The sequence below is a fragment of the Pseudoalteromonas sp. SG41-1 genome (genome assembly GCF_014164575.1).
Taxonomy (GTDB): Bacteria; Pseudomonadota; Gammaproteobacteria; order Enterobacterales; family Alteromonadaceae; genus Pseudoalteromonas; species Pseudoalteromonas rhizosphaerae.
This window is the reverse complement of record NZ_JACJFL010000005.1, coordinates 108,374-127,028: the sequence shown is the minus strand read 5'-3', so window position 1 is coordinate 127,028 and position 18,655 is coordinate 108,374. Positions and strand designations below refer to the sequence as shown.

Sequence of the window (18,655 nt, the reverse complement as noted above, 5' to 3'; positions counted from 1 at the left end):
GTACCCACAATGCCGTATAAAAGTCTTAGTATCACACGTAAGATCACTATTTTAGGGATCGCTATTGCCTTGTCAGTCGCCAGCTTAATTGGCATTACGGCGCTGTTATCCGCCAAAACCATTATCGAACAACGGATGATACAATCTGAGTTGCCCAGTAAACTACACGCAATAAATAACTATATAAGCTTAGAGATCAATGAATTACTCAGTGCGGCCGAACAAGTATCAAGTAATCATTTTATACTCGCGTGGGCAAATAGTCGTGATAACAATGATGACGTTTTAATCAAAGAATTAAATCGTCTGGTAAAACAATACGGCTTAGCAACCGCATCATGGGCAAATCGCGATACCGCGCAGTACTGGAATCAAGATGGCTTTTTAAGAGTATTAGATCGGCAGCAAGATGGCTGGTTTTTTGATTTTAAAAACGCCAACCAAGCTTACTCTATTAGCTTATATCAAGAGCCTAATGGCGACACAAAAATGTTTGTTAATCATCAACAGATCAATGGCATCGGCTTAACCGGACTGGCAAAAAGTATTGATGATATGCAGGCACTACTGAATAAATTTACTATCGAGCAGACTGGCTTTGTATTTATTACTGACGATAAAGGCGTAATTAAACTCCATCAAGACGTTAATAAAGTAGAAAAAACAAATCTAGATAGCTTGTATGGTCATCAAGTAAGTGGTCAATTATTAACAAGCAATGAATTTAACTTGCAAGAAGTCGAACTCAATGGCGACACTTTTTTCCTTGCGGCGAGTCCAATTAAAAACACTCAACTCTATGTGGTTGCACAAGTACCAAAAGCAGAAGTGTTTGCCGGGATCACCACTTTACAATGGCAAATTTTAAGTTTTGCTATCGCAATTGCGCTGTTGGCATGTATCGTTAGTTTTTTACTGGCTCGTTCGTTAGCTTCACCGCTATCAAAAATGGCAGAGTTATTTACTCGTTTAGGGTCTGGTGATGCCAATCTAGCTTATCGTTTACCTCACAGTGACCAGCCTGAGCTATTAGCATTAACGAATGGTTTTAACCAATTCATTGATAAAATTGAAACCGCTATTGCGCAAGTCTCCCACGAAAGTTTAGAAATTCGTCAAAGCTCAGATCAGGTATTTACTCAAGCCAAGCGTAACTCACAGGCAATGGACAACCAAAAAGAGCAGACTATCTCTGTTGCAGCAGCAATCAACGAAATGGGCGCGACAGTGCAAGAAATTGCCCACAGCGCCGCAACTGCCGCAAAACTGACCGAAGATAGTAAAGCGAATACATTACAGAGCCACCAGCAAGTAGTGCAAAGCCAACAGAGTATTACCGCATTAGCCAGTGATATTGACACAATTGCGGGACAAGTGACTGAGCTTGCTAATAAAACCCAGACTATTGCCAGTATTGTTGACTCTATTCGTGGTATTTCAGAGCAAACCAATTTATTAGCACTAAATGCAGCAATTGAATCAGCACGTGCTGGTGAACATGGCCGCGGCTTTGCCGTAGTTGCGGATGAAGTACGAGCCTTAGCCAACCGTACGTCACAATCAACGACTGAAATTCAATCAATGATTGAAGAGCTCGCGAAAACAGCTACCAATGTGGTTGAACATATTGCCCAGTCCAAAGATAAAGCTCAGTACAGCGTAGCAACAATGCAAAGCTCTGTGCAGTTGCTTGATGCCATTACCAATACCGCTAATGAAATTAATGATATGGCAACCTTGATTGCAACAGCTACTGAAGAGCAAAGTAGTGTGGTTGCTGACGTCGGCCGTAATATTGAACAAATTAGTGAGATCAGCGATATGGCAATGCGAGAACAAATTGATACCGAGCAGGCGATCAAAGGACTTGCAACCAGCGCACAAACCTTAGCAAGTTTAGTCGCCACCTTTGAAAAGCGCTGACACAGTTTGTAACATTTAACATCTATCTCGACTAAAAAACAGACTAAACTTAATAAGTCAGTAATTAGTTGGGGTATGATTATGACAATACTAACGCGGTTTTGTAAGTTAGCAGTCATTGTGCTGCTTTTTAGTATCTCTGCCTGTACCAGTGTGAGTAATCAAACAATACTCATCCCTCCACCAGTCACTGAAAACCAATCTTTCACGCTTTACCCGGTGGAAAGTAGTGAACAGATTTTTACCTTAAGCGATACAATAACACAACAACTCGATGCAGCCTTCCCAAGTACTAAACACAATTTAAACACAACTCGAAAATTACTAAACTTTTTGTTAGAAAATGGCGATGCATCCTTACTATATCAAGCAGGGGCTACCCTAACCGCCAATCAAGCCTACCGAGATTTAAATGCTAACTGTTTATCATTATCGATTTTGGCCTATAGTATCGCGGAATATTTAGGCATGCAGGGGCAATTTCAAACGGTTCATATTCCTGAGTATTGGGCGCTAAATAAAGGCTATAACTTATTGACTGGGCATATTAATTTGATCGTCACACAGCGTCGTAATAACCACACTAATGTGACTTATGTGTATGACGCAAAAACCTCATTAGTGATTGATTTTGATCCGAACTCGCGAGGTGAGAAATTTCAGACGACCCCCATCAGCAAACAACGAATTACCGCGATGTTTTATAACAATAAAGGGGCAGCGGCAATGCTCAATCAAAATTATGATTTAGCCTATAGCTACTTTTTAGCGGCAACAAAAGCAGATAAATATTACTCTGCTGCATGGGGTAACTTAGCCGTATTACTTCGCCTTGATTCTCAGTATGATAACGCCGAATTAGCCTATAATTATGCTTTGCTGCTTAATAACGACAACAATACAGCACTGGGCAACTTAGCTTTACTGTATCAACTCACCGACCGTCCTGAGCTGGCAGACAAGATTTTATATAAACTTGATTTGAAGCGCCAAAGTAATCCGTATTATCATGTGTCATTAGGAAATAACGCATACCTTGGACAAAACTATCAAGATGCCATCAAGCATTTCAATAAAGCAAAAAGAATTGATGATGATATTCATGATAGCTACTTTGGTCTTGCCCGCACTTATTATCAGTTAGGTGATTTTAAGCAAGCATATCGCCAATTTCGTTTGGCTAATAAACATGCCGATTTTGACCATGATAAGCAACGTTATCAAAATAAATTACAGGCACTAAGTGACATGACTGCGCGAGTAATTAATCATTAACTATTTTATTTTGCTATTGAGCCTCAGCTTTTCAACATTGTGCCAAAGTAATAGCAGCGCGCAGCAACAGCTGATCGATGATCTGAGGCATCTAAGCTCTACGGCTCTAAGCGGTAGAAAAACCAATACAGACGGCGCGCATACCAGTGCCCAATACATTAGTATGCGACTGCAAACGCTCGGTTACAATACGCAATTACAGCCGTTTAGTTACAGCCATGGTTGGTCTTCAAAAGCAACGGGGAAAAATGTCGTTGCGACTTTAAAACCACCACACTTAGCCAAGACTCATTTGGTAATTACCGCTCATTATGATCACTTAGGTATGCGTGGTAACACTTTATATGCAGGCGCAAACGATAATGCCAGTGGCGTCAGTGCCTTGTTATTCCTAGCGCAACGCTTCGCACACACAAATCTGCCTTTCCAACTTAGTTTTGTTGCTACTGACGCAGAGGAAAATGGTTTACATGGAGCTGAATATTTTGTTAGTCAATTGCAAATCGACGACAGCGTAACCGTGCTAAATATTAATTTGGATATGTTAGCAGTAAAGCCGCCAAAAAAAATCTTATATGCCTTTGTCTCACATGCACAACGCAGTGCTTTACAAGCACAACTACAGCAGGTGCCTGAGCATAATTTAAAGATAAAAGTAGCTAGTTCATCAACCACAATGAACAGAATGACCCTCGGAGATAGTATTGATTGGCGCCGAGCAAGCGACCATTATGCGTTTGCTAAAGCCGGGATTGCTTATATTTACTTTGGTATGGGTCATGATCCCCACCATCATAAGAGTTCCGACCTACTAAGTAATATTGACCAAGCACTTTATATTGATGCAGTTAATTATATTGCCGCATTTATTAGCCAACTTGATATAAACGATATAAACACTCTTTGAGCTAAATTGTAGATAGTAAATATATTTTAAACTGAATTCAGGTTAGCAAAATCCCAGAGCTAACAAACGCTCGCTTTTGTGCCTTACTTAAGCGTTTAATTTTTATCTCAAGCTTGGTGGCTTCACTGCGAGAACCGACTTCACATTGATATATTAAAGTCAGTGGCCCCTTCCCCTTTAAGTTTTTAGCCCCTTTGCCCGCTTGATGTGCGGCAAATCGTTTTGCCACATCCGTGCTGATCCCAGTGTACCAATGCCCTAAACGTGTTTGTACAATATAAAGTGACCACGTGGAAATCTTAGTTGTCATAGTATTTTCAGTAGTAGTTAAACTTTTAGCGGACTCTGAGGTCAAAATTACGCTCCAAACATCGATAGTAAAAATTAAGTCACAAACAATTACTCAAAAGGGTTTTACCTTAGGTGACTAATCGGTATCATGCAGTTTATAAAAAATAAGGATCCAAACAAACAATGCAGTCGTTAAAAACTTTTTCTCTTTGGTTTATCGTTGCTCTGACCTTAAGTGCAACCGCCGGTTGTTCTAGCTGGGTTTATCGTATCAACATCCCACAAGGTAACTTTTTAGAACAAACCGATGTTGACAAGCTTCGTATCAATATGACCCGTGAGCAAGTTCTTTATGTATTAGGTAAACCTGTTGCAGAAGACGCTTTCGATAAAAACACGTGGCATTACTTATATTCTTTTAACCTTGGCCGTGATAACGAACAACGTAAATCACTAACTATTAATTTTGAAAATGAAAAATTGGTATCGCTCAGTGGTGACTATGAACAACCCGCAGAGTTTAATACACCGCTTGAGCAATAACGCTCCAGTTCAGTAAATTACGAAAAGGTTAGCAACAGCTAACCTTTTTTGTTTGAGCTATTATTTAGCTTTATCAAGCGGTCGCCCACCTGTAATTTTATTAGCACGACCTTCGTCTTTAGCTTTTTCTGCACGTTTTCGTCGTGCGTCTTTAGGATCAGCAATTAAAGGACGGTAAATTTCAATTCTATCGCCATCCTCAAGCACTTGCGTAAGCTTGCAGGTACGGTTCCATATTCCTAAGGTTAATGCTAAGCCATCAATTTCAGGGCACTTAGCGAGGATACCTGATTGCATCACGGCATTTTCTGCCGTTGTACCAACTGGTACTTCAACAAGCAAACACGTTGCCGTGGTAGGTAATGCATACACAACTTCAACTTTTATCATCATCGCAGTCCATATACCTGTTTAGCGCGTTGAGTAAATGCATTCACCATGTTTTTTGCAACATCGTTAAATACGCGCCCAAACGCAAGTTCAATTAATTTACTCGCAAATTCAAACTCAAGCTGTAGCTGAACTTTACATGCATTGTCATCCAACACTTGAAAATGCCAACGCCCTTGCAAGGCTTTAAATGGCCCATCAACTAAGCGCAATGTTACTGTATTGTCATCTAAAAAGGTGTTTTCAGTAGTAAACCATTTTTTTATACCCGCTTTGGAAATTTCCAAACTTGCCGTCATGGTATTACCTTGCTGTGCAATAATTTTTGCATCCGAGCAATGGGGTAAAAATTCAGGATAAGCATCCACATCATTGACTAAATCAAACATTTCTTTGCTGCTATACATTACTAGCGCACTTTTTTCTATTTGTGGCATACTCACTCCCAACTGTGTGGGCGAATTTTAGCAAGCTTTGCGTTTTTCCCCAAACTTTCATGGCGCTTTATTTACAAACACTTTTTTATTAGCAAAAATAAAAAATCGATGTAAAAAGCAGAGCTTTACGTATAATATGGGCCACTATGGCTAAGAAAAATTCATCTAAATCGACAAGTAATACTATCGCGCTAAATAAAAAGGCGCGTCATGAGTATTTTTTACACGACAAGTTTGAGGCTGGTGTTGAACTACAAGGCTGGGAAGTAAAAAGTATCCGAGCTGGTAAAGTAAACATCTCTGAAACATACATTCACCTTAAAAATGGCGAAGCGTTTTTGCTTGGCAGTCAAATACAGCCTCTCAATAGTGCTTCAACCCATGTTATTTGCGATCCATTACGTTATCGCAAGTTATTATTAAGCAGACGCGAGCTAGATCGCTTAGTCGGTGCGACTGAGCGCGATGGCTATTCATTAATTGCCACTGCCATGTATTGGAAAAAATGCTGGGTGAAACTTGAGTTCCACCTCGGTAAGGGTAAAAAAATGCATGACAAACGTGAAGACGGTAAAAACAAAGACTGGTCTCGCGAAAAAGAACGGTTAATGAAGCACAAAGTTTAATCTATCTAAACAACCTCAAAAACGCCTAACCCAGTTAGGCGTTTTTATTTTCAGCCCCTAAATCCCCGCAACTGTATAAATTATAGTACACAATCCAAATAAACAATTTGATAACAATTCATTTACATGATATTGATATTACTGGTTGATTTAACCAGATAAAATTAACATGACAACGAGGATTTAAGGATGAAGAACAGAACACTCCCATTTAAACCTAAGCTAATCGCTTGTGTAACACTTGCACTTTCAACAGCGGGTTATACTTCTCAATCATTTGCTGCGGACGAAGCAAAAAAAGTTGAACGTATTGAAGTGACTGGTTCTAGAATAAAGCGAACAGATATTGAAGGCCCTTCCCCAGTACAATCAATTAGTCGCGCCGATATCGATAATATGGGCTATGACAATCTACAACAATTACTAGAAAGAATGCCTGCTGCTGGTAATGGTACTTTTTCTACTCGCGGCAACAACCAAGACTCTACGGCCAATGGCTCTGCGGCAGTGTCGCTTCGTGGTCTTGGCGCAGATGCAACGCTTGTGTTAATTAATGGCCGTCGAGTAGCTATAAGCGCATTTGCTGAGAGTATCACTAACTCATTTGTTGATATTAACAGTATTCCGGTCTCTGCTATCGAACGTATTGATATTCTTAAAGATGGTGCCTCTGCAATTTATGGTTCCGATGCCGTTGCAGGTGTGGTGAATATTATTTTGAAAAAAGACATCGATGGTTTAGAAGTTAATTTAGGTTATGGTGGTACTGACGGCCCTAACTATGAAGAAACCTCAGCAAGCATAGTTTGGGGTACCTCAAACGAAAAAAGCAGTGCGTCTGTGATCATCGATTACTTTAAAAACACCTCTTTATCATCAGATGAAATGGGCCGCTTAGGCACTGCTAATCAAACCGCGAATGGTGGTGAAGATTTCCGTTCATCTCGTGGCTTTCCAGGTACATTTGGCGTGAATGGCGTCCAAACTCCAGATCCAAGTTGTCCTGCAGATCAAATTAGTGGTAGCGATAGTTGTGTGTTTGATTATGGACCCTATGGCTATATTGCCCCAGCTTCTGAACGCGTTGGCGCAATTTCTCAGTTTGAATATAACTTTGATAATGGTATTACTGCCTTTATGGAAATGGCTGTTCAACACAACAATTCAATTGCCGCAGGTGCTCCAACACCATTAGATAAAGATGCAGGTTTAACAGTCCCAGGGAATCATCCAAATAATCCTTTCAATCAAGAAGTAATTATCAACTACTATAGAACTGTTGATGCGGGTGCCCGTCAATGGGATATTGAGTCAGACACTTTGCGATTTGTTGCCGGTCTACGTGGTGAAATTAGCGATTGGAGCTGGGAAGCCGCTGTACAAAAAGGCCGTAGTAAATCAATGCAAACCGGTGATCGTACTCAAGGCTGGGTAAGAACTGATTTTTTACAGCAAGAAATAGATGCCGGCAACTACAACCCATTTGGCGGCACTTATAATGATCCTGCAGTCATTGAACGTATTTCAACCAGCCTAGTTCGTCGTGGTGAATCACATATGACCTCTTTTGATGCCAACATCACTGGCGAAGCGTTTAGTTTTGGTGACAATGTCGTGATGATGGCGGCTGGTATTGAGTACCGTGAAGAGGATGTCAGTGATACCCCTGATGATCAATTTCAGCGAGGTTTAATTTTTGGTACTGAGTCCGTTTCTGCTGCCGCTGAGCGGGACCAATACGCTGCCTATGTTGAATTCTCAATCCCATTAGCTGATAGCTTAGAATTACAACTTGCAGGTCGTTACGATGATTACAGTGACTTTGGTACCACAACCAATCCTAAAGTAGCGCTGCGCTGGGCACCTACTGATGAAATTACTGTTCGCGGCTCTTGGGCACAAGGTTTTAGAGCACCTTCACTAGCACAAATAGGTCTAGGTCCATCAGAGAAAAGTCAATTCTTTATTGATAATTACCGCTGTAGTGCTACAGGTCTTGATTGTAAAGCTCTTGATTACAATATCCAATTTGCTGGTAACCCTGATTTACAAGCTGAAGAATCTGAATCATGGAACGTTGGTTTTATTTGGGCTCCTATGGCTGAACTTGGCTTTAGTATTGATGTATGGAGTATTACTCAAGATAACAAAATTGATGAACAAGCATTCGGCCCAATTTATGACGCAGAATGTAACAACCAAAACAGTACGATTTGTGTTCGCCTAGCCCCAGCCGGAAGCGAAACCCTTGGTGTTATCCAAAAAATTCATAGCACTTTTAAAAATGTCTCTTCGCAGGAAGTGTCTGGTGTTGATTTCTCAGCAAATTATAATCACTCCTTGGATGATCTTGGTTTACTTAAGTTCAACTTAGAATGGTCCTATCAAGACAAGTTTGAAAAAGACGGTCGCGATTATACTGGTGAATATGGTTACCCTGAACACCGCTGGATGTTCTCAACTAATTGGGAGCTTGGTGAATTCAATACTAATGTAAATATCAGCTATGTGGGTGAGTTTGAAGATACGCCTGATATTGATTTTGATGGCACCCTCGATTTTGATAGCAACACATCAAGAATGGTTGATTCACAAGTCTTAGTTGATTTACAAACGGCTTATCGTATTACCGAATCGACCAAGATCTCGATTGGCGTAAATAACTTATTTGATGAAGAGCCACCATTTGCAATTGGTGATGGTGATGGTGATTTATACGGTTATGCTTCCGCGGTTCACAACCCTCGCGGACGTTATATCTACACCAAAGTGTCATTCGCTTTCTAGCGACTACCCTAAATAAAAAACCCGCCAAATTGGCGGGTTTTCATATTCTAAAACAAAGACCTAAATTATAGGTCGCTTTCGTTTTCAGAAAGGAACTTAGCAACGCCTGCTGGGCTTGCATCCATACCTTTTTTGCCTTCAGTCCAACCAGCTGGACATACTTCACCGTGCTCAGTGTGAAACGCTAGAGCGTCAACCATACGAAGCATTTCGTCGATGTTACGACCTAGTGGTAAGTCATTTACTACTTGATGACGTACATTACCTTCTTCATCAATTAAGAATGAACCACGAAATGCAACGCCGGCTTCTGGATGCTCAACATCGTATGCTTTACAGATTTCGTGCTTAACATCTGCAACTAGTGCGTATTTAACTGCACCGATACCGCCGTCTGCAACAGCAGTGTTACGCCATGCGTTGTGTGAGAATTGTGAATCGATTGAAACACCAATTACTTCTACGCCACGCTTTTGGAATTCTTCATAACGCTTGTCAAAAGCAATTAGTTCAGAAGGACATACGAAAGTAAAATCTAGTGGGTAAAAGAAGATGACTGCTTTTTTACCTTTGATTGTTTCGTGAAGATTGTAGCTATCTACGATCTCGCCGTTACCTAGTACTGCTGCAGCGGTAAAGTCTGGTGCCTGGCGGCCTACTAATACACCCATTTTATTCTCCAAATATTTGAGTTTGCTTTTAATTGCTTACGCAATGCTTGCCTTTAATATGGGATCTAAAAAGTAAATACCAAGGGCTAACATGCATAATTATCAAATTATTTTAGAGACTAAAGACTTAAAAGAACAATCGTATTTTCCGATTCACGTCATCGAAAAATGCGAACGACTGTTTGTCACTCGCTATTTGTCACTAATAACAGCAACAAAAAAAACCTGCAGATGCAGGCTTTTTATCGGTATAACTACATATTAAATGCGGTATTAATCCATGATATTTTCAGGCATATCACCGCGAATTTTTTGCCAAATTTCACCTGTTTGATGACCATATTTTCGCATCATTGAAATTGCGCCGTCATGTTCGCGTTTCTCAGCAAGTATGGTTAAATCTTTATAGAATTGACGCGCTAACTGACGCGTGCCTGGATCTGAAAAGTAATGACAGCCAATCTTAGAGTAAAAACCTTTAAAGCCATTGAGAATAAGCACATAAATACGGTTATTACCTGCAACAGCTAACTCATGGTGTACCTTGTAATCATAATCAGCGAAAGCTTGTGCACTATCTTCAAGCTCATCACTTTGCGAGAGGATTTCTATCACGCGATCAGGTGCTAGCTTAATGGCTGCACGAGTGTAAATAGCGCTAATGTTTGTTCGCGCAGAAAGTAGCTGGTCGGTTAACTCGGGCATTTTATCTTCATCAAGACGCGCTAAGGTCTCTAAAATATTAAGTCCTGAAGTTTCCCAAAAGTTATTTACTCGTGTCGGTTTACCGTGCTGGATTGTTAACCAACCATCGCGCGCTAAACGCTGTAATACTTCACGTAAGGTTGTACGAGTGACACCGATTAATTCTGATAACTCTCGCTCAGCCGGAAGAATAGAACCTGGAGGAAAATCACCATTCCAGATTGACTCAACAATGTACTCTTCGGCAAACCCTGCTGGGCTTTTCGCTTTAAAAATTCTCATTCAATTCCCACTTGAGTTACCACATAATATTACTTTTAACGATTAACTGACTGATTGTACCAGATGAAGCCAAACTAACAAGTAAAGTCACCCCATTAATTCACCTTCGATAGCAGGTTAAAGCCTCTATCTAACTAAGTTTTCTAAAATGGATAAAAATTAATTTATTGCTCTTTCATTGTCTAGTTCTTCGATATTAAATTAAGGTATTAACCCTAAAGAGTAATAGACTTTTAACTTCATTGTGCACACTATATACACCCATTTAGCTATTTCAGCTACACTAAATATAGCGCGGAACGCATAACAGATAAAAGGTACTCGATGTTGTTTATAGCTTTTTTGTTTACACCACAGCTAGACTACATTAACTTAACCAACAATAGTTATACTTAAATGCAAAATAATAAGGAACACCTATGCAACAGAGTGTTTTCAATGCAATTTTTAAGAATTTTTTAGGCTCGGCCCCACAGTGGTATAAATACACAATTATTGCTTTTTTAGCTATTAACCCTGTGTTGTTTCATATCAACCCTTACATGGCTGGTTGGGCATTAGTTTTAGAGTTTATCTTTACTCTCGCGATGGCGCTGAAATGTTACCCACTGCAACCCGGCGGTTTACTTGCGATTGAAGCACTATTCATAGGCATGACAACTGCAGGGCAAGTAGAACATGAAATTGTTCAAAATGTAGATGTAATCTTACTGCTGATCTTTATGGTCGCAGGTATCTACTTTATGAAAGATTTACTGCTCTATATTTTTACACGCCTAGTGGTGTCAGTTCGAAGTAAAACAGTACTTTCCTTGGCGTTTACTATTGCGGCGGCATTTCTTTCTGCATTTTTAGATGCACTTACAGTTATGGCGGTGGTTATAGCTGTCGCCATGGGCTTTTACAGTATTTACCATAAAGTCGCCTCTGGGAAAGATTCCACTAGCGAACATGATATTAACGATGATAATCAAGTACGCCCGGTTAATCGTCAGGAACTTGAAGAGTTTCGAGCTTTTTTGCGTAACTTATTAATGCATGCCTCGATAGGTACAGCCATTGGCGGAGTTTGTACTATGGTAGGTGAACCACAAAACCTCATTATTGCAGAACGAGCAAGCTGGCAATTTGGGGAATTTTTCTTGCGTATGTTGCCTGTTACTATGCCTGTATTCATAGCTGGCATTATCACTACAATATTACTTGAAAAGACAAAAACGTTCGGATACGGCGCCAAATTACCAGAGACGATTCATCAAATACTAGCTGATCATGCAAAAGAGCTCGATAGCAAACGTACCAAACGCGATAAGGTTAATTTGATGTTTCAGTCATTAATTGCTGTATGGTTGATCATTGCATTAGCATTACACCTTGCCACTGTTGGCTTAATCGGCTTATCCGTCATTATTTTTGCAACTGCGTCCGCTGGTATAATTGAAGAGCACCAACTAGGAAAGGCTTTTGAAGAAGCACTGCCGTTTACTGCACTGTTATGTGTATTTTTCTCAATCGTTGCAGTCATTATTGACCAACACTTATTTACTCCTGTAATAACTTGGGTACTGACATTTGAAGGGCAATTACAGTTAGTTATGTTTTTTGTCGCAAATGGCCTACTTTCGATGGTCAGTGACAATGTCTTTGTTGGCACTGTTTATATTAATGAAGTGGCGGCAGCATTAAAAGCAGGGCAAATTAGCCGCGATCAATTTGATTTATTAGCGGTGGCAATTAATACCGGTACAAATTTACCAAGTGTTGCCACACCTAACGGTCAAGCTGCATTTTTATTCTTACTAACATCGACCCTTGCTCCCGTATTGCGATTATCCTACGGTCGTATGGTTTACATGGCACTCCCCTATACCATAGTGCTAACGGTTGTTGGCTTAGCAGGGACATATCTTGGCCTAAGTGAAATGACTGATTTATTCTATCAATGGGGCTGGATTGAGCACCATAGTGCAAGCTTACAAAGTATAGGAAGTTCTGGGCATTAAATAATCCAAACAGTAAATAAAGCTGCTTCGGCAGCTTTTTTATTGTTACAAATCATATTTATCCTTGCGCGTAGTTTAATGACTAAGTCATAATTCATCCACAAATTATAGACTGGATATTTTATGACTTGGTTAGCAAATTTAGCCCAACAACGCAGTGCTTGGTTACTACTCGCTTTTAGCGCTTTTATTTTTGAATTAATCGCATTGTATTTCCAATACCAAATGGGCTTAGAGCCATGCATTATGTGTATTTATCAACGTACTGCTATGCTAGGGTTACTAGCCGCAGGGTTAGTCGGCGCAGTCAGACCAACCAATTTAATTTGCCGTATAACAGCATTTTCAGCATGGGCAGTTGCTAGTATTTGGGGTTACTTAATTGCACGCCAACATATTGATATGCAAACGACAACCGATCCCTTTGCGTTTAGCTGCGAATTCGAGCCTAATTTTCCATTACCATTACATGAGTGGATGCCACATTTTTTTGCTGCGACAGGAGACTGTGGCAACATCGATTGGCAATTTGCAGGGTTAAGTATGCCAGCATGGATGGAGATCATTTTTGCGGTATTTACTCTGATACTGATAAGCGTTGTAGTAAGTCGTTTAATAATTAAAAAGTCGCTGTGATGATTGCATTATTTTCAAGTCAAGTAACGCAATTAAAATCGTTTAAAATACGTCAACGTCAGCAAATAATTGCGATTGCAGTGAGTATGTTAACTCCAATGCAAAAAATCAGTTTGCGTATTATAAAGCTGATTTTATTGATCCCAGTATTTCTATCATTAGCGTATATCGAAGGTTGGCTGTTACTTCCTGTATTACTGGTGGCTGGGTTAAGTTACCCGTTGTTAACCACCCCTGTTGAAATTCAATTCTCTAAACACTATTTGAGCAAGGCTATAAAGCAATTTGAACAGGGCGAATAATTCGCCCTGTAGTTTTTTAAAATGTAACTTTGCCATCCAGTTTAGCGACTAATTTATCGCCAATACCTTTCACCTGCGCTAGATCTGCAACAGACTTAAATTTGCCTTGCTCGGTACGGTAATCAACTATCGCTTGTGCTTTTGATTTACCAATACCTGGCAGCTGGGTAAGCTGCTCGACTGTTGCTTGATTAACATTGACTAACTGAACTTTACCCATACTTTCAGTAGCTTCGGTTTTAGTTACAGCGGCACCACTAGGCAATGATATAGCCAAGCCAAGCACTACGACTATTAAAGTTAAAAACTTCATGTTTCTCCTCCATGATGTCCATACGTGGACTCAATTAATAGTTGACTTTAATGCCTTCACTTTTGGACTACTTCCAAATAAAGTCATACTAAAAAAGTGCGACTATTTAAATAAAGTAAAGTTGTACCTCTTTGTCAAATCCTAATAGTAAAAAATAAAAATGTTCACTTGCAAAAAGACCAATAAACAATTACTGTACATAAAAACAGTAATCAATCAAGGTGAACTTGTTATTCACCAAGCAAATTGGCAGGAGAAATCATGGCTGTTGTTGTTAAATATGTTGTAGAGAGAAACGGAGTCGAGCGTATGACGTTTACTACTAAAAAAGAAGCTGACGCGTATGACAAAATGCTTGATATAGCAGAGTCGCTTGAGGTTATGCTTGAGAAAGTTGATGTACCACTAAGCGAACAACAAATCGAATCGCTCGCACTTGAGATTGCTAAAAGTAAAGACGACTTTATGAATGTACTTAAAGGCGGCAAAGAGGCAATACAGAAAGCACCAACGGCGAAAGTAAAAAAAGAAAATGTAGCGTCTATTAAAGCCAGCACTGATAAAGAAGCAAGCTAAAAAATCATAAGTTAACTAACTAAAAAAGGGCAATTAATTGCCCTTTTTTAGTTATAAAAATTACTACTCGTTATAGCCCTCGTTCAACTTCATCAAATAATTCGGTGATCTCTTTATTTGGTGGCGCTGTTGATAAGCTCACTGTAATGATTGCAATTGTTGCAAGTATAAAGCCCGGTATAATTTCATAAATGATACTGCTGAGACTCTCTCCATTTATGGTGATTGGCGCATATATCCAGATCAACACTGTCCCTGCACCCACAACCATACCACTGATCGCACCTTGTAGATTCATTCGCTTCCAATATAAACTAAGTAATACTAACGGGCCAAACGCAGCCCCAAAACCTGCCCACGCATTACTTACTAAATCTAAAATAGAACTGTCGCGGTCATAAGCCAAATAAATAGCAAATAATGCAACGAGTAGTACACTAATTCGACCAACTAAAACCAGCTCGGTTTGTGATGCATCACGGTTTAAATAAATTTTGTAGAAGTCTTCAGTCAAAGAGCTTGAACAAACCAATAACTGAGATGAAATAGTACTCATAATCGCAGCTAAAATAGCAGCAAGTAAAAAGCCGGCAATAAGTGGATGGAAAACCAATTCAGATAATACTAAAAATATCGTTTCTTTATCGTCAATCAACATTTGATTTTCGATCATGTAAGCAGCACCAAATAGTCCTGTTAACACTGCACCAATTGCTGATAAGGTCATCCACGACATACCAATACGACGCATAGTAGGCATATCTTTAACAGATCGTACTGACATAAAACGCACTATGATATGCGGTTGACCGAAATAACCTAAGCCCCATGCCATTGCAGAAATAATAGCGATGGTTGAACCGCCTGCAAACCAATCTAACATATTAAGAGAGTGGACTTCGCTCTCTTTCGGAGCGCTTAACAGCAAGTCATAACTGGCATTAGTAAGTGTGTCTAACACTGGCTGATCTAGCATCATATAAGTAACAACAGGTACAGCAAGTAGCGAGATGAACATGATGCAACCTTGCACAAAGTCAGTCAAACTCACAGCTAAGAAACCACCAAACAATGTATAAAGTACGACGACCCCGGTTGTCACATAAAGCCCCGTTTCGTAACTCATCTGAAATGAGTTTTCGAATAATTTACCGCCAGCGACAACGCCTGAAGAAGTATAAAGTGTGAAGAAAACGATGATCACGATTGCCGAAATTACACGTAATATATTTTTATTATCAGCAAAACGATTAGCAAAGTAATCAGGAATAGTAATCGAGTCATTCGCTTTCTCAGTATAGACACGCAGGCGTGGCGCTACTAAGAAGTAGTTTGCCCAAGCGCCAAGTACTAAGCCTATTGCAATCCAAACTTTACTTAAGCCAAATAGATACATAGCACCGGGTAAGCCCATAAGTAGCCAACCACTCATATCCGATGCACCGGCAGATAGAGCAGCTACAGCTGGTGATAAACTTCTGCCACCCAACATATAGCCCGACACATCGGCGGTAGACTGCTTATAAGCGTACAAGCCAATACCTAGCATTACGATAAAATACGCAGCTAAAGAAATAATCATTCCAGTTTCCAAACTCGCCTCCAACTCTGAAGTTAAAACCTGGCTTTTAATCCTAATAATGACTCATAAATCAATACTATATAAAGTCATTATTGGTGTAAAAACCAACCTAGAGCTTGACTATATCACGCAAAGGGTGAATAACTCCAATTACTAAGTTAACCTTACAATGATATAGGGTTAAGCGGTTTTACCTAATGGTTAATTATTTGACTATAGAACATGGTAATTAATACTTAATTACCCTAGGATTAGATCGATGATTTTGCAATTAATCAATACTATAGTATTGATATTTTAAATATAGTTAATGCTATTTATGTTATTTTATCTTATATTGCCCAAGTAATCGCTTAACTGATGTGGACCCGCTGTTTATGTATTTTTATGCTGCACGCCAACCAATTTTAGATCGAAACAAACAACTTGTAGGATATGAGTTACTTTTTCGTGACGGCGTTGATAATGTATTCCCAGATATTGATGGTGACGAGGCAACTAGCCGGCTAATTGAAGGTAGTCAATTCAATTTTGGCTTAGAAGATCTCACCGATAATAAACCAGCGTATATCAACTTTACGCTTGAAACATTACAAAAAGGCTACCCAACCCTGCTTGGTAAAGATCAGATTGTTGTAGAAATACTCGAAACAATTCAACCAGGGAAACGCTTACTCGCGATCGTCAAAGACTTAAAACAAAAAGGTTATACGCTCGCCCTGGATGATTATATTCACCAGCCTGTATGGCGTCATTTTTATCCTTTTATTGATATTATTAAAATAGATTTTCTCAATTGTGAAGTTGACACTATCCACAGCATAATCGAAGAAATTAAACCTTATCCGCATATAAAATTATTAGCAGAAAAGGTAGAAACCTACGAAAAGTATCAATTAGCATTAGATCTTGGCTTTACTTACTTTCAAGGGTTTTTCTTTTCCAAGCCAGAAATGGTGCAAAGTAAAACCTTGCCGCCATCAGAGATAGCTCTTGCCGAGCTGCTTTATGAGACATCCACTGTTGAAGTCAATTTAAAGAAAATTACCGACGTATTTGAGCGAGATGTAAACCTCTCTTATAAATTATTACGTTATAGTAATTCAGCGGCATTTAAGCGCAGAGCTGAGATCAGCACCATCAAACAAGCACTAATTGTGCTAGGTGCAGCAGAAATTAAAAAGTTTTTATCCTTGTTGTTTGCAGCTCAAGTTGCTGGTGATAAACCCGCAGAGTTAATACGCTTATCGTTAACTAGAGCACGCTTTACTGAGTTGCTAGCTATAAACCATAGTAAACTCAAAGATACGGGAATGGCTTTTTTAACCGGTATGATGTCACTAATGGATGCCATATTAGATGAAGATATGGAAAGCGTGATGAATAAGCTACCATTATCCAACGACATAAAGTTAGCATTATTAGAGGATCAAGGTTTACTGGCACAATATCTGCGCTTGGTAAAATTATACGAACAAGCCAATTGGCAAGGTGCAAACGCGATTAAAGATGAGCTTGGTCTTACAGCTGGTAAAGTGCCAGATGCATACCATGACGCAGTTAACTGGGCTAATGAACAAATGAAAGTACTGGCTGGGTAATAAATAACGCCGTAAAAACAATGCCAGCTTAGATGCTGGCATTGTTATTTAACCCGAAAATATAATATATTAAAGGCTTTCTAAAAAGTCTTCATCAAAATCTTCGGGCTCTTTTTCAACAGGTGGATTACCATCATACAGCTCATATAACTGACGTTGAAAGTAAATGTCTTTCATAAAAATATACGGATCGAGTGACTCATTCAATAAGCTTTCTTGCGGTATTAAAGAGGCTCGGGCTTCTACGGCCTTTAATGCAAACACCAATACAGTTTGTGGCGTGGTTAAGGCAATTTTCGGTAACACAAAGCTATCAACAACATCACCCGTCAGGTTACGCGCTGTTGACGGTCCCATTCCCGGTAGCATTAAATAGGCACCGTCACCTATTCCCCACACCCCCAGAGTTTGACCAAAGTCTTCATCAACAATATTCAAACCAAGCGATGTAGCAACATCAAATAAGCCAAAAATACCCACTGTTGAATTAACTAAAAAGCGCGCTAAACTAACCCCTGCGTTACCCGCTTTACCTTGTAACGTGGCATTAATTACATCAGTTGGTGCACTAATGTTACCAGTAAAATTGACGATACTACGGCGCACCGGTGTTGGCGTTACAGCCACATACCCTACCGCAACAGGGCGCAGAACATACGCATCAAGTACATCCATATTAAAATCATACATTGGACGATTAAATGATTGTAGTGGATCTCGCTCATCTATTTTTTCGTCAGGCACTTGTGCGCATCCTGCTAGCACCAATAGTCCAAACAAAACTAAACTCTGTCTTAACATCTTT

The 18,655-nt window shown here is 39.7% G+C and carries 19 protein-coding genes; 11 read left to right on the top strand and 8 right to left on the bottom strand.

Translation table 11 applies throughout. From position 1 onward, the window contains the following. The first annotated feature begins 9 nt into the window (after nt 1-9). The 3 genes from H5203_RS05790 (at nt 10) to H5203_RS05780 (ending at nt 4,105) form a co-directional block, all read left to right on the top strand. A complete protein-coding gene (locus H5203_RS05790; protein WP_182731023.1) occupies nt 10-1,923 on the top strand; it encodes a methyl-accepting chemotaxis protein in 1,914 nt (637 codons plus the stop codon). Nucleotides 1,924-2,004: 81 nt separating this feature from the next. Then, the gene (locus tag H5203_RS05785; RefSeq protein ID WP_182819469.1) at nt 2,005-3,198 is read left to right on the top strand and encodes a tetratricopeptide repeat protein; all 1,194 of its coding nucleotides are present in this window, start codon (nt 2,005-2,007) and stop codon (nt 3,196-3,198) included. Nucleotides 3,199-3,235: 37 nt separating this feature from the next. Next, nucleotides 3,236-4,105: a M28 family peptidase gene (locus H5203_RS05780; protein ID WP_259397105.1), complete on the top strand. Its 870-nt coding sequence runs from the start codon at nt 3,236-3,238 to the stop codon at nt 4,103-4,105. A 37-nt stretch (nt 4,106-4,142) separates the two neighbouring features. Here the strand turns inward: H5203_RS05780 and H5203_RS05775 are convergent, their stop codons facing one another. Continuing rightward, entirely contained in the window at nt 4,143-4,460 is a 318-nt protein-coding gene (locus tag H5203_RS05775) for a GIY-YIG nuclease family protein (protein WP_145239261.1), read from the bottom strand. Between the two features lie 119 nt (nt 4,461-4,579). On the opposite strand from H5203_RS05775, the gene H5203_RS05770 reads away from it, so the two are divergent. Next, on the top strand, nt 4,580-4,939 hold the full coding sequence (locus H5203_RS05770) for an outer membrane protein assembly factor BamE (protein WP_145239264.1): 360 nt from the start codon (nt 4,580-4,582) through the stop codon (nt 4,937-4,939). A gap of 60 nt (nt 4,940-4,999) precedes the next feature. Here the strand turns inward: H5203_RS05770 and H5203_RS05765 are convergent, their stop codons facing one another. Beyond that, nucleotides 5,000-5,329: an RnfH family protein gene (locus H5203_RS05765; RefSeq protein ID WP_145239596.1), complete on the bottom strand. Its 330-nt coding sequence runs from the start codon at nt 5,327-5,329 to the stop codon at nt 5,000-5,002. Then, entirely contained in the window at nt 5,329-5,766 is a 438-nt protein-coding gene (locus H5203_RS05760; protein ID WP_145239267.1) for a type II toxin-antitoxin system RatA family toxin, read from the bottom strand. The genes H5203_RS05765 and H5203_RS05760 overlap by 1 nt, the downstream gene beginning before the upstream one ends. 146 nt (nt 5,767-5,912) lie before the next feature. On the opposite strand from H5203_RS05760, the gene smpB reads away from it, so the two are divergent. Together smpB and H5203_RS05750 are read left to right on the top strand one after the other, a co-directional pair. Continuing rightward, nucleotides 5,913-6,392: an SsrA-binding protein SmpB gene (gene smpB, locus H5203_RS05755; protein WP_064666579.1), complete on the top strand. Its 480-nt coding sequence runs from the start codon at nt 5,913-5,915 to the stop codon at nt 6,390-6,392. A 189-nt stretch (nt 6,393-6,581) separates the two neighbouring features. Continuing rightward, nucleotides 6,582-9,179, top strand: a complete 2,598-nt coding sequence (locus H5203_RS05750) for a TonB-dependent receptor (protein ID WP_145239270.1) — start codon at nt 6,582-6,584, stop codon at nt 9,177-9,179. Nucleotides 9,180-9,244: 65 nt separating this feature from the next. On the opposite strand, the gene H5203_RS05745 is transcribed toward H5203_RS05750, so the two are convergent. Together H5203_RS05745 and fadR are read right to left on the bottom strand one after the other, a co-directional pair. After that, the gene (locus H5203_RS05745; protein ID WP_145239274.1) at nt 9,245-9,850 is read right to left on the bottom strand and encodes a peroxiredoxin C; all 606 of its coding nucleotides are present in this window, start codon (nt 9,848-9,850) and stop codon (nt 9,245-9,247) included. A gap of 273 nt (nt 9,851-10,123) precedes the next feature. Continuing rightward, nucleotides 10,124-10,837, bottom strand: coding sequence for a fatty acid metabolism transcriptional regulator FadR (gene fadR, locus H5203_RS05740; protein WP_064666576.1), 714 nt, complete (start codon nt 10,835-10,837; stop codon nt 10,124-10,126). A 419-nt stretch (nt 10,838-11,256) separates the two neighbouring features. Between fadR and nhaB the strand changes: the two genes are divergently transcribed. The 3 genes from nhaB to H5203_RS05725 all read left to right on the top strand — a co-directional run bounded on the left by nhaB (nt 11,257) and on the right by H5203_RS05725 (nt 13,778). After that, nucleotides 11,257-12,840: a sodium/proton antiporter NhaB gene (nhaB, locus tag H5203_RS05735; RefSeq protein ID WP_145239277.1), complete on the top strand. Its 1,584-nt coding sequence runs from the start codon at nt 11,257-11,259 to the stop codon at nt 12,838-12,840. 123 nt (nt 12,841-12,963) lie between these two features. Beyond that, nucleotides 12,964-13,476: a disulfide bond formation protein DsbB gene (gene dsbB, locus H5203_RS05730; protein WP_145239280.1), complete on the top strand. Its 513-nt coding sequence runs from the start codon at nt 12,964-12,966 to the stop codon at nt 13,474-13,476. Further along, the gene (locus H5203_RS05725; protein ID WP_145239283.1) at nt 13,476-13,778 is read left to right on the top strand and encodes a DUF6170 family protein; all 303 of its coding nucleotides are present in this window, start codon (nt 13,476-13,478) and stop codon (nt 13,776-13,778) included. Before dsbB ends, H5203_RS05725 begins: the two co-directional genes overlap by 1 nt. Before the next feature lie 16 nt (nt 13,779-13,794). Here the strand turns inward: H5203_RS05725 and H5203_RS05720 are convergent, their stop codons facing one another. Then, entirely contained in the window at nt 13,795-14,091 is a 297-nt protein-coding gene (locus H5203_RS05720) for a ComEA family DNA-binding protein (RefSeq protein WP_145239286.1), read from the bottom strand. 261 nt (nt 14,092-14,352) lie between these two features. Between H5203_RS05720 and H5203_RS05715 the strand changes: the two genes are divergently transcribed. Beyond that, the gene (locus H5203_RS05715; protein ID WP_145239289.1) at nt 14,353-14,667 is read left to right on the top strand and encodes a YebG family protein; all 315 of its coding nucleotides are present in this window, start codon (nt 14,353-14,355) and stop codon (nt 14,665-14,667) included. Between the two features lie 70 nt (nt 14,668-14,737). Here H5203_RS05715 and putP read toward each other — a convergent pair whose 3' ends face one another. Further along, on the bottom strand, nt 14,738-16,249 hold the full coding sequence (putP, locus tag H5203_RS05710) for a sodium/proline symporter PutP (RefSeq protein WP_182819468.1): 1,512 nt from the start codon (nt 16,247-16,249) through the stop codon (nt 14,738-14,740). Nucleotides 16,250-16,626: 377 nt separating this feature from the next. Between putP and H5203_RS05705 the strand changes: the two genes are divergently transcribed. Then, on the top strand, nt 16,627-17,850 hold the full coding sequence (locus H5203_RS05705) for an EAL and HDOD domain-containing protein (protein ID WP_145239295.1): 1,224 nt from the start codon (nt 16,627-16,629) through the stop codon (nt 17,848-17,850). 69 nt (nt 17,851-17,919) lie between these two features. Here the strand turns inward: H5203_RS05705 and H5203_RS05700 are convergent, their stop codons facing one another. After that, the gene (locus H5203_RS05700; RefSeq protein ID WP_145239298.1) at nt 17,920-18,651 is read right to left on the bottom strand and encodes a VacJ family lipoprotein; all 732 of its coding nucleotides are present in this window, start codon (nt 18,649-18,651) and stop codon (nt 17,920-17,922) included. Nucleotides 18,652-18,655 lie beyond the last annotated feature (4 nt).